The sequence below is a fragment of the Yinghuangia seranimata genome, from assembly GCF_029953285.1.
Lineage (GTDB): Bacteria > Actinomycetota > Actinomycetes > Streptomycetales > Streptomycetaceae > Yinghuangia > Yinghuangia seranimata.
This window is the reverse complement of the sequence record NZ_JASAOI010000055.1, coordinates 82510-98094: the sequence shown is the minus strand read 5'-3', so window position 1 is coordinate 98094 and position 15585 is coordinate 82510. Positions and strand designations below refer to the sequence as shown.

The following is a 15585-nucleotide window of genomic DNA, read 5'->3' as shown; positions in this document are numbered from 1 at the left end:
CGCTCACCCGCTCACCCGCGCCGCCGCCACACTCCTCGCGGGCGTTCCCCGACCGCTGCGAGCGTTGCGTGGCACGTGGTCGGGGACGCCGTCGACGCGTGGCCCGCGCCCGCGCAGGCTCCTCGCGGCGGGGCCGGCGCGGGTCCGGGTCGGGGCGGCGCGTGTCGTCGGAGACCTGCTCCGGTCGTTGCGCGGTTCGCCTGCGAGACTCGGTGCGGATCACCGGGACGTGCCCGTCCGGTGCCACCCGTCCCGGAATCCGGAGGAAGCCCGTTGCGTGTGTTGGCCGGAGTCGTCGGTTTCGTCGTGGTCGTCGGCATCTTCTCGTCGGTGGTGCGGACGCTCGTCATTCCCCGCCCCACACCGTCCGGCTTCACCCGGCTCGTCCAGAAGCTGCTGCACACGCCGTTCCAGCTCGTCGCCGACCGCTGCCGCACACCCGAGGCGAAGGACCGCGTCCTCGGGCCGCTCGCGCCCCTGTCCATCTTGCTCACGCTCGTCGGCTGGCTGCTCTTCTTCCTGGTCGGCTATGCGCTGCTCGAGGTGGCCGTCAGCGACCTCGGCCCGGCCGACGCGGCGCGCGAGGCCGGGTCGTCCCTGCTCACCCTCGGTTTCGCCAGCGCCGACCGGGGCGCGCTGACCGCCGTCGACTTCGCGGCCGCCGCCACCGGCCCCATCACGGTCGGGCTGCTCGTCGGCTACCTGCCGACGCTGTACGGCGCGTACGCCCGCCGCGAGAGTGAGGTCACCCTGCTCCAGTCCCGCACCGGCGACCCGCCGTGGGGCCCCGAGATCCTCACCCGCTACGCCCAGGTCGACCTCCTCGACAGCCTCCCCGACCTGTTCCGGAACTGGGAGCGCTGGGCCGCCGAGGTCAGCGAGAGCCACACCACCTACCCGGTGCTGGTGCACTTCCGGTCGCCGCGCGCGTCCCGGAACTGGTTGATCGCGATGCTCGCCGTGATGGACGCCGCCGCGCTGCAGCTCGCGATCAACCCGTCCCGGCCCCAGGCCGAGGCGCGGCTCGCGCTGCGCGCGGGGTTCGTGTGCCTGCGGGAGATCGCCGATAGCAAGGGCATCCCGTACGACCCGGACCCCACCCCGTGCGCGCCGGTCGAGCTGTCGTACGACGAGTTCCTCGACGGCATCGCCCACATGAGCGGCCAGAACTTCCCCATGGAGCGCACCCCGGAGGAGGCCTGGCCGCAGTTCCGCGGCTGGCGCGTCAACTACGAGGCGCTCGCGTACCGGCTGGCCCGCGACATCGACGCGGTGCCCGCGCTGTGGTCGGGCCCGCGTCGGACCAGCGGCCCGACGCTGGCCCCGCGCACGCCGGTGGACCGCAAGCCGCTGGTCTGACAGCACCGGGACCCGGCCGGACCGAGGGCGGCTACGACGAACCGTGGGGACCGCGCGCGGCCGTCCTCGGGACCTGGATCCCCACCAGGCACGTGTCGTCCCGCGGGTTCGGTGCGCCGCTGCGCCGCATCACGTGGTCGACGAGGCCGTCCAGGTCGTCGTCCTCGTACTCGCGCACCGCGCGCACGAGGTGCGACATGCCCCGCCCGACGTCCTCGCGCCGGTGCGCGACCAGGCCATCGGTGTACATCAGCACGACGTCGCCGGGTGCCAGCTCCAGAACGCCCGCGGCGTAGGCGGCTTCCGGCGCGGCGCCGAGGACCATGCCGTACGGCGGCTGGAGCACGCGCGGTACGCGGTCCCGGACCAGCAGCGGCGGAAGGTGGCCGGCCTGTGCCCACGTCAGCGACCAGGTCGCCGGGTTGAGGCGGGCGCAGATCGCGGTGGCGATGTAGTCGGCCTGCTGGTGGCAGATCATCTGGTTGAGCCAGGTCAGCACCTGCGCGGGTTCGGCGCCGGTGTACGCCATGCCGCGCAGCGCGTGCCGCAGTTGGGCCATGCCCGCGGCGGCCGGCATGCCGTGGCCCGACACGTCGCCTATGGCGATCAGCGTGCTGCCGCCGGGCAGTCCGATCGCGTCGTACCAGTCGCCGCCGACCTGGGCGTCGGTTCGGGCCGGGACATAGCGGGTCGCGACGCGCAGGCGCGGGTCGCCGGGGCGGGTCTCGTGGGAGAGGCCGCCGGGGGCGGAGTCGGGGGTGCCGAGAATGGCGCTCTGCAACCGCCGCACGGCCTCGTGCTGCGCGGCGGTGCGGGCGCGTTCCTCGGCCAGCCGGTCGCGGGCGTCGGCGAGCGCGGCCTGCGCGTGGTGCCGGTCGCTGACGTCCTGGAGGACGCCGCGCAGCGCGATCACCTCGGCGCCGCCCGGACCGCACACCGCCTCGGCCGCGGCGAGGACGCTCCGTTGGCCCTCCGCGCCGCGGACGCGGAACTCCACCGTCTGCGGACGGTGTTCGCGCATGATCTCGGCCAACGCGGCGCGCACCGCTGGGCGGTCGTCCGTGTCGATCACCGCCTCGACGGCAGTGGGCTCCAGCACACCGCCGGCTGTGAGACCGAGGATCGCCGCGACCTCGGGCGAGCACACCGCGTCGCCCGTGCCGACGTCGAACTGCCAGGTGCCGAGCCGCGCGAGCCGCTGCGCCTGGGCCAACTGGGCCGCCTGGCGCTCGTCCTCGTCGTGCAGCCGCCAGGTGAGCAGCACGCCGTCGAGGAACGGCGCGGCGCGCAGGGTCATCGTCGACGCCCGCAGCGCGCCCGCGACCACCTCGGTGAACTGCTCGGCGTCGCCCGCGTACGGCAGACCCGTGGTGTGCGCCTCCAGCACCCGGTCGAACACGCCCGACACGACCATGCCGGGGTACAGCTCGGTCATCCGCCGGCCGACGAGGTCCTCGCCGGTGCGGCCCGCCAGGTCGACGGTCGCGGAGTTGGCGAACACGACGCGGAAGTCGACGACGTGGTCAGGGCCGTCCGGGGCGTCCTCGCGGGCCCGCACGGGAGTAAGGATGAGGACGGCGTCCATGAGGCCGTCGAGCACGGCGCGGAACCACAGCGCGCCGCCGCGCAGGCCGCCGGGGCGCTGCTCAGCCGACGCGGTCAGGCGACGGAGCGCGCGGCCGGCGAGGCCGGCGAGCGCGTGGACGTACGCGTCCTGCCCGGCGGGATCCGCGGCGTCCTGCGGCACGGGGCCAGGCCATGCGACGGCGAGCGCGCCGTGCGTCGTCCCGTCCTCGTCGGTGAGCGGCACCGCGCAGACCGACTCGCCCGGCAGGAGCGGCGCGGCCAGGTGCGGGTAGCTCGCGGTGAACGAGGCCCGGTCCCGGAACCACACCGCGCGCCCGTGCCGCACCGCGTCCGTCAACGGCATGCGGGCCTGCGGCGGTATCCGCTGCCACTGGCTGACCCGCTGGGCGGGCACGCCGTGGGTGCCGACGAGGGCCAGCGCGCCGTCGGGCTCGAGCGACGCCAACACGACGGCCGACGCCGTGCCGGGGGCCGACTCGGCACACAACCGCGCGACGTCGTCCGCGCTCGACGCCGTGGCCAGCTCTGACGCGGCGAGGTGGACGCGCCCGGCCTCCTCCCCGCTAAGCGCCGGCTCCGGCGGCGCGGCGGCCCCGAGCAGCCCCGCCGCGATCTCGACCAGCTTCATGTTGGCCTGCTGCGACATCTCCGACAGCTGCCGAAACGCCTCGTCGGGCCCACACCCGAGCCGCGCCATGAGCAGCCCCTTGGCCTGCTCGATAACCCCCCGCGACCGCATAGCCCGCCGCAACCCGTCAACCTCGGCCCGCAACCGATCAATAGCCGCCGCAAGCACGACAGCCTGCGACGAACCGGCCTGACCGGCGGATGAGGCGACGGTCTGCGATTCGCCCGCGCCGCGGTCCGCCGTCGACGAGCCATCGTCGCCCACGACCGGGTCGATCCCAGCGGTGGAATCCGGCCTGGGGCTTCGGGCACCGCCGGGTGAGACGACCCGCCGGGCGGGCTTTGCGCCGCGTCCGGTCCCAGCCGACGGCTCCGTCGCGGCCGGGGCGGGTGCGTTGCTGGACTCCTGGCGCTCCGGTTGGACCGCTGCCCCCGCCTGCTCGCCCCCGTGTGGGCTGCCGGTGTTCCCGCCCGTTCGCTCGTCCGCGTTCGCCGACGGGGCGGCGGGCTGCGTCTCGGCGGGTGCGGGTGCCTGGCCCCGTTCCTTGCCCTCGCGCGCGTTGTCTGCGGGGTCCGTGTCGCGGCCCTCGTTCTCGTCGGTCGAGGCCCGACGTTCCGGTTGGACCGTTGTCTCCAGCTGCTTGCGCCGGCGTGGTTCGGCGGTCGGGGCTTCGGGGTTCCGGTCAGTCACCGCAGGCTGCCTCCACGGTCGGGTAGGTCGGCAGGAGGGGGCCCACCTGGGTGATGTCGAGGAGTCGTGACACCAGGTCGCTCACACCGGCCAGACGGAGGGTACCGCCGTGGGTGCGGAGGCGGCGGGAGAGGCCCAGGAGGACGCGGAGGCCTGTCGAGTCCATGAACTCCACGGCGTGCATGTCGAGGACGACGTGGTGGGGGCGTCGGGCGGTGGTCAGGGCGTCGAGTTCGGCGCCGACCTCGTGGGCGGAGGTGAAGTCGAGGTCACCGGTGACCGGGACGACGATCCAACCGTCCGTCCCGGTGCGGCCCTCGAGGCCGTTGTGTTGCGGCATGGGGTTCCTTCGAGGTGTGCGGCCCGCCGGTCATTCGGATGCCGGCAGGGGGACGGCGGCGCGTACGACCTTGCCGCCGTGGACCGGGCTCACCCGCAGGCCGCGGGTGAGCCGGGCGACCACGAGCAGGCCGTACCCGCCGCCCGCGGGGTGCCGCAGGACGTTCGGGGGGACGTCGGCGCCGGTGTCGCGCACCGCGACGTCGACGGCGTCGGTGCCGACGGCGATGCTCAGCCGGCACGGGCCGGGCGCGTGCCGGCAGGCGTTGGCGACGAGTTCGCCGACGACCAGGAGCACGTCGCGCGCCGGGCCCGCGCCGACCGGGTGGCCGCGCGTGGTGTCGGCGAGGAACCGCTGGGCCTCGCGCCGTGCCCCGTGCACCGATCCCGCGGTCCCGTCGAGGTCGATGACGAGCGTGTCGGGCGCGGCGCGCGCGCTCGCCGCGCGCGGGTCCGCCGGCGGGCGGGGGGCCGCGCGTCCGGGCGGGTGCGTGGGGTCGGTCGGGTCGAGTGGGTTCGGCATGGCCACTTGATCGCCTCGTGCGCGTCCGAATGCCGTCAGGGTGTCGCGGCGCCGCCCGGGGCCGGGTGCGGTCGGGCTCACCGGCGCCGGCGTGGTGCGTCGTTCTCCAGCTGCCGGCGCAGCCGGGAGAGGGTGGCGGCCAGCAGCCGGGAGACGTGCATCTGGGACACCCCGAGCCGGTCGCCGATCTCCCGTTGCGGCAGATCCTGCCAGAAACGCAGTTCGAGCAGGAGCTGTTCGCGTTCGGGCAGGGCGCCGAGCAGCGGCTTGACCGACTCGCGGAAGTCGACGAGGTCGATCTCCGGGTCGTCGTAGCCGAGGCGTTCGGACAGCGGCGCGCGGTCCTGGACGTTGCCCGGGTCGCCGCCCGGCGGCGCGTCGAGCGAGTCGACGAGGTACGCGCGGGAGGCCTCGCGTCCGTCGTTGACCTCGGCGACGGTCATGCCGAGCCGTTCGGCGAGCTCGTCGGGCTTGGGCTCGCGCCCGAGTTCCTGCTGCATGCGGTCGCTGCCGCGGGTGACGGCGAGGAACCGCTCCTGCTGGCCGCGCGGAACGTGCACGGTCCAGGAGGTGTCGCGGAAGAACCGCTTGATCTCGCCGGATATCGTCGGGAGCGCGTACGACGCGAACTCCGAGCCGCGCTCGGTGTCGAACGCGTCGATGGCCTTGATGAGTCCGACGACGCCGGTCTGCAGCAGGTCGTCGTAGATCTCGCGCCGGCGCGCGAAGCCCCGTGCGACGTAGTGCACGAGGGAGAGGTTGAGTTCGACGAGGCTGCCGCGCACCTTGCTGTAGGCGTGGCTGGCCGGATCGAGGTCGCGCAGGCGGGACAGCAGCGCATGGGTCAGCGCCGCGACCTCCCGCTTGTCGAGCGGCTTGACGTGATGGACGGTCAGCCCGGACCGTTCGGCGACGGCGACGGCTTCCGCCAGTCGGGCGGCGCGTCGTTCGGCGGCGCGGTTCGCTCGGACGGGGGCTGCAGCGGTATCGACAACCGCGGACACGGCTGGCTCCTTTGCGGACTCCGAAGGCCACGGCGCCGCCGTCTCGTTTTTGCGCGCGACAGACCGTGGCGAGGGCTCCGCGGACGCCCGTCTGCTTCAGGCACCCGAACCCCGGCACTCGACAAGTGCCTTGCGGGACGGCACCTGTACCGTCCCGCCGCCGCACCCCTGGTTCGGGCGCGGCCTCGATTCAGGGCTACCCGGTCCACGCGGATGAAACCCCGTCAATTTGCGGGGGCGGCAAGGTTTTTGCCCGCCGCCCTACGACAAACGGTCAGTCGGATCCGGTTTCCGCGGGTGCGGGCTCGGCGGCGGCGGCCTCCGCCGACGCGGGCTCGGGCTCCGCGGCAGGGGCCGGGTCCGCCATGTCGGCCCGCCGCCGGATCGACCGCAGCAGCACCTCCGACACGTCCGTGACCCGCACCGACTCGTCGGCCTTGCCCTCCTGTTTGCGGGTGGCCACACCGTCGGTCAGCATCACGATGCAGTACGGGCAGGCCGCCGTGACCAGGTCCGGCTTGGTGCTCAGCGCCTCGTCCGTCCGCGTCTCGTTGATGCGCGTGCCGATCGTCTCCTCCATCCACATGCGCGAGCCGCCCGCGCCGCAGCAGAACGACCGCTCCTTGTTGCGCGGCATCTCGGTGAGCCGCACGCCGGGCACGCTGCCCAGGATCGCCCGCGGCGGGCTGAACACCCGGTTGTGCCGGCCGAGGTAGCAGGGGTCGTGGTACGTCACGGCGGCGTCGACCTCGTTGGCCGGCACCAGCCGGCCCTCCTCCACCAGCTTGGCGAGCAGCTCGGTGTGGTGCACGACCTCGTAGTGCCCGCCCATCTGCGGGTACTCGTTGCCGAGCGCGTTGAAGCAGTGCGCGCAGGTGACGACGATCTTCTTGGTCTCGCGCTCGCCGAACGCGGCGTTCAGGGTCTCGACGTTCTGCCGCGCCAGCTCCTGGAACAGCATCTCGTTGCCCATGCGGCGCGCGGCGTCGCCCGTGCAGCCCTCCTCGCGGCCGAGCACCGCGAAGCCGACCTGCGCCTCGTGCAGCAGCTCCGCGACCGCGCGGCTGGTCTTCTTCGCGTTGTCGTCGAGGGAGCCGGCGCAGCCGACCCAGTAGAGGTACTCGATGTCGTCCGGCACCTCGCCGTCCAACACCTTGACCTCGAACGGCAGTCCGACCGCCCACTCCAGGCGGGCCTTCTTGCCGCGCCCCCACGGGTCGCCCTTGCGCTCGAGGTTGCGCATCATGCTGCCCGCTTCCTTGGGGAACGCGGACTCCATCATCACCTGGTAGCGGCGCATGTCGACGATGTGGTCGACGTGTTCGATGTCGACCGGGCACTGCTCGACGCACGCCCCGCACGTCACGCACGACCACAGCACGTCCGGGTCGATGACACCGTTGACGTCCTGGCCGCCCACGAGCGGGCGTTCGGCCTCCGCCCTGTCGGCCTCCGGCAGCGCGGCGCGGGCCTCGTCGGACGCGGCCAGCAGGTAGGGGGCCTTGGCGAGCGCGTGGTCGCGCAGCGTCATGATGAGCAGCTTGGGGGAGAGCGGCTTGTCGGTGTTCCAGGCCGGGCACTGCGACTGGCAGCGGCCGCACTCGGTGCAGGTCGCGAAGTCCAGCAGGCCCTTCCACGTGAAGTCCTCGATCGTGCCGCGCCCGATCTTGTCGTCCTCGCCCGGGTCCTCCCAGTCCATCGGCTTGCCGCCCGAGTACACCGGCAGCAGCGCGCCGAGGCCGCGCGGGCGGCGCGAGAGGGCGACGTTGAACGGCGCCAGGAAGATGTGCAGGTGCTTGGAGTGCACCACCAGCACCAGGAACGTCAGGACGACACCGAGCGTGCCCAGCAGGCCGACGTCCTCGAGCACGTCGTTGGCGTCCCGACCCGCGGGCTCGATCAGGTCCGCGACCGCCTGCGAGGCGAACGCGCCGTGCTCAAAAGGGAAGTGGCCGGTGTTGATCTGCGCCCCGCGGCAGAGCAGGAGCGTCCACATCACGTTGAAGATCATGAACAGCACGAGCCAGGCCGCGCCGGTGTGCGATCCGAAGAACCGCGAGCGCCGGCCCGCACGTTCGGGCGACTGCCGGACCCGGATCGCGGCGAACGCCACGAGGCCCACCAGCACGGCGACGATGAACACGTCCTCCGTCGCGCCCAGCCACGCCATCGTTCCGATGAGCGGGATGTGGAAGTCCCGGTCGAACAGCGCCCCGTAGCCCTCCACGATGGTCGCGCCCAGGATGACGAAGCCCCAGAACACCGCGAAGTGCGCGGCGCCCGCGCCGCTCCACTTGAGCAGCTTGCGCTGGCCGAACACCTCGGTGACGACGGCCGCCAACCGGGTGCCGACGTCACGGGTGCGGTCCGGCTCCACGGGTTGCCCGGACGCGCCGAGCCGGTAGAGCGTCAGGACCCGCCGGCCGGCGAGCGCGAACGCCACCGCCGTGAGCGTCAGTCCGATGACGAGTCGTACAACCACTTACGCCTCCGCGAGGTCTCGGGGGTCGTTCCGTCGTGACGTGCTCCTTGCTCTTTGCTTGGTGCGCTGTGCCTTGTGCCGCGTGGGTTCAGTCGGCCGCGACCGGGGCCGTGTCCGGTGTGGACTCTCCGGTCGGATCCGGTGTGCCGGCCGGTGCCGCGTCCGCCTGCATGTCGGCGCGCCGCCGGGCCAGTTCGTTGAGCAGCGCGGGCAGCACCTGGTGCAGGTCGCCCACGATCCCGACGTCCGCGATCCGGAAGATCGGCGCCGAGGGGTCCTTGTCGATCGCGACGATCGTCGACGCGTGCTGCATGCCGGCCCGGTGGTGCACCGAGCCGGAAATCCCGCACGCCACATACAACTTCGGATGCACCACGGCGCCGGTCTGGCCGATCAGCGCGTCGTGCGGGCACCAGCCGAGGTCGGCCGCCCCGTGCGTACCGCCGACCGCGGCACCCAGCGCGTCCGCGACCTGCTCGATCAGCCCGAAACCCGCGGCCGAACCGACGCCGCGACCGCCCGCGACCACGACGGACGCACACGAAACAGCGGGGCGGCAGGCCGGCTTGCGCGTCCGCGCGACGACCCGCGCACGGCGCGCGGCCTCAGGCAACCGGACGAACAGCCGCTCCACGGCGGACTCTTCCACCTGCCCCGGCACCGGATCGGCGGCCGCGTCCGCCGGGACGGACCCGGTGTCGACCGCGATCACCGCCGCCTGCCCGCGCACCACCGACTCCACGCGGTACGCGCCGCCGCACACCTCCTGCACCGTCACCGGGCCGTCCGGGCCGGGGCGTACGTCCGAGGCCGCCGTCACGATGCCCGCGCCCAGCCGTACCGCGACCCGCGCCGCCGCCTCGCGGCCCGTCCGCGTCGACGCCGTCAGCACCACCGACGCGCCCATCTGCCAAGCCAGTTCACCGGCCGCCGCCACCGCGAGCGCCACCGGGTCGGCGTCCGGCGTCTCGGGCGCCTCCACCACGCACACCCGCTCCGCGCCGTACCGCGCCAGCCGCCGCACCTCGGCGGCACCCGCCGGATGCGGCAGCACCGCGACCGGCTCACCGAGTCGCCGTGCCAACGTCAGCAGCCTGGGCGCCGACGCGTGGACGGCGCCGCTGCCGCCGTCCCGATCCACGAGCACTAGCACAGGTCCCACTACCGGGCCTCCCCGCGCATCGCCTTGATCAGATCAACTGGTGCTCCGTCAGATACGCCGCGAGCCGCGCCGCGGCGCCACGCGCCTCGCCCTCCACCAGCAGCGCCGGGCGCTGCTCCGCACACGGAGTCACACTCCGCACGACCGTCGCGGACGCCCCGAGCCCGACCTCTGCGGCCGGGATCCGCAGGTCCTTCAACGACCAGGTCCGCAGCGTCTTCTGCCGCGCCTCGACGATCGACCGGAACGCCGGGTACCGCGGTTCGCCGATCCGGTCCGTCACCGACACCACCGCGGGCATCCCGACCGCGACGTCCACGACCGCCGTGCCCTCGTCGCGGCGCACCATGACCTCGTCCTCGCCGACCCAGACCGTGTCCGCCTCGCACGCCGCGGGCACCCCGAGCCGCTCCGCGACCATGGCCGGCACCACCGACATCCCGGAGTCCGTGGACGCCGTGCCGCACAGCACCAGGTCGAACCCGAGCCGCTCCACCGCCGCGGCGAGCACCCGTGAGGTGGCCTGCGCGTCCGAACCGTGCAGCGCGTCGTCCAACACGTGCACCGCCTCGTCCGCCCCGAGCGCCAGCGCCCGCGCCAACGTCCGCACCGCCCCGGCCGGCCCCATCGTCACGACGCAGATCTGCACGTCCATCCGCCGCCGCGCGATCCGCATCGCCTGCTCGACCGCGTACTCGTCCGGCTCACTGAGCCGACACGACAGACCGTCCCGGTCCACCGTCAGATCAGCCGCGAACACCCCAGCGGTGAACAACCGGTCGGCGGCCTCGTCGGGCACGTGCTTGACCAACACCACAAGCTTCAAGGGGTGCTCGCCTCCGCTCGTCATGTGGATCGTGCGGATGGTGCGGACCGTGCTGCGTGCAGGCTGCGAGTGTAGGGCGCCAACCCACCGACGGACAGAGCCTCGACCACCCGTTTTCAATCATGAACTCCCTTGCTGTTGTTGATCATTCGGGATCATGGCCGGTCGATCACCGCGCGTCCCGCGCACCCCGCAACGCCTCCCGCAGCCACACCGTGAGCCGGTCGACGACGCGCAGCAGACGCGTGGTCCCGTTACGAAAGAACGGGAGCACACACAACGCCGGGATCAGCGCCACGACCATCACGACCAACGGAACCAGTGCCAGCGCGAGAACAGCCACACAACGCAGCTCACGAAGCAGCCGGGCATACACAGACATTCCACTCTCCTCCCGAAGCCGCCCGCCCTGCGCGTTCGGCCCGCGCCCATTCCGCCCCCCACCCGGTCGCCGAGTCGACGGAACCCGGACCGCCGGACCGTCCGGATCACTACGCTGCTGGTCATGGACGTGTCCGGGGGGTCCGAGTCCGACCGCGAGGCGTGGTTCGCCGCCTTGCGCGAACTGGAGGCCGAGGCCAAGTCGCGGAGCCATTCGCGAGAGCAAGCCATCAAGGCAGTCAACCGCGCGGGCTCCGCGGCTCTCACGAAACAGACCGCGAGCGACTGGTTCCGTGCCACCGTCCCGGCCGACTTCGAGTCGATCTGGCCGCTCATCACTGTCTACGTGGAGTGGACCGAGCGTCCCGTCGACCGCGCCGCGTGGAAGACCCTCCACGGCCGCGCCCGCCAGGCCGGCCCCGCGAAGCCCTCATCGGCGGTCAACCGCTCCGAACAGTGGTCGGCCGCCGTCCGCAACCACCATGCCTGGCGCCTCGTCGCCGACGAGACGCACATCGCCCCCCTCCGCGACGAATGCGCCCGCGCCGCCGCGGCTCTGGCGACCGCCTGCGACAAGGCCCTAACCGACATCGACGACCCGTGGCGCGACGACGACCACCCGCTCCGCTTCGTTCGCCACGTCGAACTCGTCCTGCGCACCTTGAACTCCGAGGCCCGGCTCAGCCCTCCCGAAGCGGCGGCGGTGGTCCTCCTTCCGTTCCTCGACCATGCCCAACGCACGCACCTCACGGCGTCGCTCGCGCCCAAGGTCCAACCGTGGGCACTCGGTTCCGTCCCCGAATCCGTGGATGCCGACGAACGCGGCGCCTTCGACGGCTACCTGATCGGCCATGGCGCACTCGTCCGCCGCGCCCGGCAAGGCGAGTTGCCGGGGCGGACGAACGCCGAGGCCGAGATCGGCTGGTGGCTGTTCCACCGGTGGGCGGCGGAACGGCGGCTGGTGGACGCCGCCCAGGCCCGCGTGCTGTTGAGCGCCGTCCCGGGCCTCCTCGGCGATGTCGCCGAGATCCTGGAGCCGGACCGCCTGGCGGCCTTCCTGGCCGGCATCCGCCTCGCTCCCGCGCGGCTTTCCGACGAGTCGAGCCTGCGGCTCAAGGCCCGTGCCCACGTCGACCTCGGGTGCGTTGGAGGTCTCGAAGTGCTGCGTGAGCGCACCGTCGGGCTCGTGGTCTCGATCGGCCGGGCGCTCGCCCTCGACCTGGTCGAACTGCCGATCGTACTGGTCGAACACCTCGGTATCCCGAACCCCGTCCAGCTCGCCGACGTCCGATCCACGGTCGCCGCGGCGAAGTGGCGGACGCGCGGTGACGGGGACTGGCCGAGCACGTGGGAACTCGCCGCGGAATGCCATCATCCGGCGGTGCTCGAAGCGCTGCGCGAACATGCCGCCGCCGTCGAGGAACTGCTCACCTCGGTCCGGCGGGTGGCGGCGAACGGCGGCGACGCGTTGACACCGCTCCGCGGCCTGCCGTCCTTCGCCTCTGCCGCGAAGGCCGCACCTGCTCACGACACCGCGGGCGAGGCCAAGTTCGGGGCCAGGACCGCGCGATTCACCCTGGACGAACGGCAGATCCGGGAACTGCTGATGGGCACCCAGCTCTACGGCTCACCCAACCTGGCGATCCGGGAGCTGTACCAGAACGCGCTTGACGCCTGCCGCTACCGCAGGGCCCGCGAGCAGTACGTCGCATGCCTGACGAACAGCCAGTCCACGTATGAGGGCGAGATCCGTTTCGAGCAGGGCGTGGACGAGGACGGCCGCGCCTACATCGAATGCCAGGACAACGGCGTCGGTATGGGAGAGGCCGAACTCACCGGCGTGTTCGCGAGAGCAGGGGTCGGATTCACCGGGCTTCCGGAGTTCGTCGAGGAGCAGGCCGAATGGGCCCGGCACGGGATCCGGATGTATCCCAACAGCCGGTTCGGCGTCGGCGTGCTCAGCTACTTCATGCTGGCCGACGAGATCACGGTGACCAGCCGCCGCATGCCGCGCAGCGGCGGCCTGCCGGGCAAACGGTGGCGGTCGGCGATCGTAGGCCCTGGCCACCTGTTCGACGTCCGACCCATCGCCGACGGCGGCATCGGAGCAGGAACCACCGTACGCCTCTACTTGAAGGAGGAGTCGGCGATCAGGTCCAACGTGTTGACGAGCGCATTGCGCGACTTCCTGGTCGAGGCGGAGTTCAGAACGACCGTAGTGGAACTGAGGGGCGGGTGGGCCCGGGAGATCGAGTCGTGGCCACCCGGTGAACTGCATCCCGCCGTCGGTCTAGGGCGCAAGGTCCCTACCACTTGGCAAGACGAAGGCCGAGTCGTGTGGTGCGCCGAACGCAGCATGCTCCTGGTCGACGGCATCCGGGTTGCTGGGCATAGGCGGGCAAGGGACCGCAGCCTCGTGGCCGGTGCCGTGGTCAACCTGGCCGGCGGCGGGCAGGTCCGGCTGTCCGTCGACCGGAGGTCGGTCGCCGAGGACGTGTCCGACAGGGTGTTGCGGCTCATGGCGAACGCGGCGGACGAACTCGTCAGACACGAGCCCGGCTTCGCGGATCATGCGTGGGTTTCCGGAGTCGCTGATGAGGACCACCGGGTGGCGGACATCGTGACGGAGGCCGCCATCCGGGCGGGGACGTGTTGGAGCGTGAACGGTGCAAGGTACCCGGTCGCGGACACCGGTGCGTTCCCGTTGGACATGGACTGGCTGGGATTCGGCGCAACCGCGACGCGCCTGAACTCGAGACGGTCTCCGTCGCCACAAATGCGGCCTCTATGGGTGCCGGATCACATCTACCTGTGGCGACAACTTGCCTTCCGATGTGGCTTCGCGTGGGACCGCTTGGAGTCCAATGTCGCTGCTTTGCGAAACGCACCTGCGGTGTTGGCTGCGCTCCCTTCCGATTTGGCGATCGTGAATGCGTATACCCGCGTGGCGTCGACCGAGCGAGGGCCTGAGCAAATGACGCCGCGAGCCATGCGACTGGGCCTTGCGGGTCTGGAGTCGCCCAGGCTCCCGGCGCGCACCTGGCTGCGTGGCGACAGCGACGAGGTGCCTCATGCCAGCGTGGACATGGATGGGAGCGACCTTCTCATGCTCAGCAAGGAATTCGACGGCCGTGCTCCGTGGTTCGAACCCGGCATGACCATGTCCCTCCATCGCGTCGCGGTCGCCGCGGTCGCTTTCGACCGATCGATCGACAGTGTCGTGGCCCGGCTTCGTCACCTGGGCATGCACTGTCCGGATGTGCGGGACATGGTTCGGGAGGCTCTCAAGCGCGTGCCGTGGCGGGATCCTGACGCATCGTTCTCTCTGGACTCACCCACTCCCGAAACGGCGGCTGGAAACGGACACTTGGGGGATGGTGGGTGATGGGCGGGGAGTGAGCAGGCGCGCTGCGCTGGTGATGGTGGTTGGGGCCGGGGCGGCGGCGTGTAGTGGTGGTGGGGGCGGGAAGAAGCCCGCAGCGCAGTCGCCGGGCCAGTCCGGTACTGGTAGGGCGCCCGCGTCGGTGGGGCCGCCGCCGGTGCCGCCGCCTCAGGTGGTGGTGGCGCCGGATTCGGGGGCGGGGCCGATTGCGCCGGATAAGCCGGTGTCGGTCACGGTGGTTGGTGGGCGGGTGGATTCCGTGGCGTTGACGGTCGGGGGGAAGGAGTTGAAGGGCGCGACGTCGGCGGACGGGACTGGGTGGGCTAGTACCGAGGACTTGGACTTCGGGAAGACGTACACGGTGAAGGTCGCGGCTGTCGGGGCTGATGGGCAGCGGGCGGAGAAGACGGTTGAGTTCACGACGTTGACGCCGAAGCGGACGTTGGTGGGGATTTATACGCCGGATGACGGGACGACGGTCGGCGTGGGGATGCCGGTGTCGATCACGTTCAACCGGGCGGTGGCGGAGAAGGCGAAGGTTGAGAGGCTGCTGACGGTCACGACGGAGCCGGCCGTCGAGGGGTCGTGGAGTTGGCTGAAGAACTTTGACGGGAAGGACCGGGTCGACTGGCGGCCGAAGGAGTACTGGCCGGCGGGGACGAAGGTGCGGCTTCAGATGAAGCTGCTCGGGGTGGATGTCGGGGACGGGACGTACGGGTCGCAGAACCGCGATGTGGCTTTCACGATCGGGAGGTCGGTGGTCACGACGGTCGATACGGCGGTAAAGCGGATGTCGATCGTGGTGGACGGGGCGCCGCTGAAGACGCTGCCCGTGTCGTCGGGCAAGCCCGGGTTCGAGACGTGGAACGGCACGATGGTGGTGATCGGGAAGACGCCGTCGATTGATATGAACTCGGACACGGTGGGGATATTTGGGGTCGAGGGGTACGACATCAAGGACGTCAAGTGGGACGTCCAGCTCACCCCCTCGGGCACGTTCGTGCACGCCGCGCCGTGGAACGAGGGCAAGTTCGGGCGGGTCAACGGCAGTCACGGGTGTATAGGGATGTCGACGGAGGACGCGCAGTTCTTCTTCGAGCAGACGGCGGTGGGGGACGTGGTGACGGTGGTCAATTCGAAGGACACCGTGCAGGTGGGCAACGGGTTCGGGTGTTGGAACGTGGCCTGGCCGGAGTGGGTCGCGGGGAGCGCGCTTCACTGA

General features: G+C 71.9%; 11 protein-coding genes. 3 read left to right on the top strand and 8 right to left on the bottom strand.

Going from position 1 to position 15585, the window contains the following annotated elements:
* Positions 1–279: 279 nt before the first annotated feature.
* On the top strand, positions 280–1359 hold the full coding sequence (locus tag QI554_RS32790; RefSeq protein WP_281475323.1) for a hypothetical protein: 1080 nt from the start codon (positions 280–282) through the stop codon (positions 1357–1359).
* Between the two features lie 31 nt (positions 1360–1390).
* On the opposite strand, the gene QI554_RS32785 is transcribed toward QI554_RS32790, so the two are convergent.
* The 8 genes from QI554_RS32785 to QI554_RS32750 all read right to left on the bottom strand — a co-directional run bounded on the left by QI554_RS32785 (position 1391) and on the right by QI554_RS32750 (position 10982).
* The gene (locus tag QI554_RS32785; RefSeq protein ID WP_281475302.1) at positions 1391–3685 is read right to left on the bottom strand and encodes a SpoIIE family protein phosphatase; all 2295 of its coding nucleotides are present in this window, start codon (positions 3683–3685) and stop codon (positions 1391–1393) included.
* Positions 3686–4256: 571 nt separating this feature from the next.
* The gene (locus tag QI554_RS32780) at positions 4257–4604 is read right to left on the bottom strand and encodes an STAS domain-containing protein (protein WP_281475301.1); all 348 of its coding nucleotides are present in this window, start codon (positions 4602–4604) and stop codon (positions 4257–4259) included.
* A gap of 30 nt (positions 4605–4634) precedes the next feature.
* On the bottom strand, positions 4635–5126 hold the full coding sequence (locus QI554_RS32775; RefSeq protein ID WP_281475300.1) for an ATP-binding protein: 492 nt from the start codon (positions 5124–5126) through the stop codon (positions 4635–4637).
* Positions 5127–5203: 77 nt separating this feature from the next.
* Complete coding sequence (locus QI554_RS32770) at positions 5204–6130, bottom strand: SigB/SigF/SigG family RNA polymerase sigma factor (RefSeq protein ID WP_281475299.1); 927 nt, start codon at positions 6128–6130, stop codon at positions 5204–5206.
* Between the two features lie 274 nt (positions 6131–6404).
* Positions 6405–8612, bottom strand: a complete 2208-nt coding sequence (locus tag QI554_RS32765) for a (Fe-S)-binding protein (protein WP_281475298.1) — start codon at positions 8610–8612, stop codon at positions 6405–6407.
* Between the two features lie 88 nt (positions 8613–8700).
* Complete coding sequence (locus tag QI554_RS32760; protein WP_281475297.1) at positions 8701–9774, bottom strand: electron transfer flavoprotein subunit alpha/FixB family protein; 1074 nt, start codon at positions 9772–9774, stop codon at positions 8701–8703.
* A gap of 28 nt (positions 9775–9802) precedes the next feature.
* Complete coding sequence (locus tag QI554_RS32755; RefSeq protein ID WP_281475296.1) at positions 9803–10624, bottom strand: electron transfer flavoprotein subunit beta/FixA family protein; 822 nt, start codon at positions 10622–10624, stop codon at positions 9803–9805.
* Between the two features lie 145 nt (positions 10625–10769).
* On the bottom strand, positions 10770–10982 hold the full coding sequence (locus QI554_RS32750) for a hypothetical protein (RefSeq protein ID WP_281475295.1): 213 nt from the start codon (positions 10980–10982) through the stop codon (positions 10770–10772).
* 123 nt (positions 10983–11105) lie between these two features.
* Here QI554_RS32750 and QI554_RS32745 point away from each other — a divergent pair, with 123 nt between their 5' ends.
* Together QI554_RS32745 and QI554_RS32740 are read left to right on the top strand one after the other, a co-directional pair.
* The gene (locus tag QI554_RS32745; protein ID WP_281475294.1) at positions 11106–14366 is read left to right on the top strand and encodes an HD domain-containing protein; all 3261 of its coding nucleotides are present in this window, start codon (positions 11106–11108) and stop codon (positions 14364–14366) included.
* A complete protein-coding gene (locus tag QI554_RS32740) occupies positions 14356–15585 on the top strand; it encodes a L,D-transpeptidase (protein ID WP_343230835.1) in 1230 nt (409 codons plus the stop codon). The genes QI554_RS32745 and QI554_RS32740 overlap by 11 nt, the downstream gene beginning before the upstream one ends.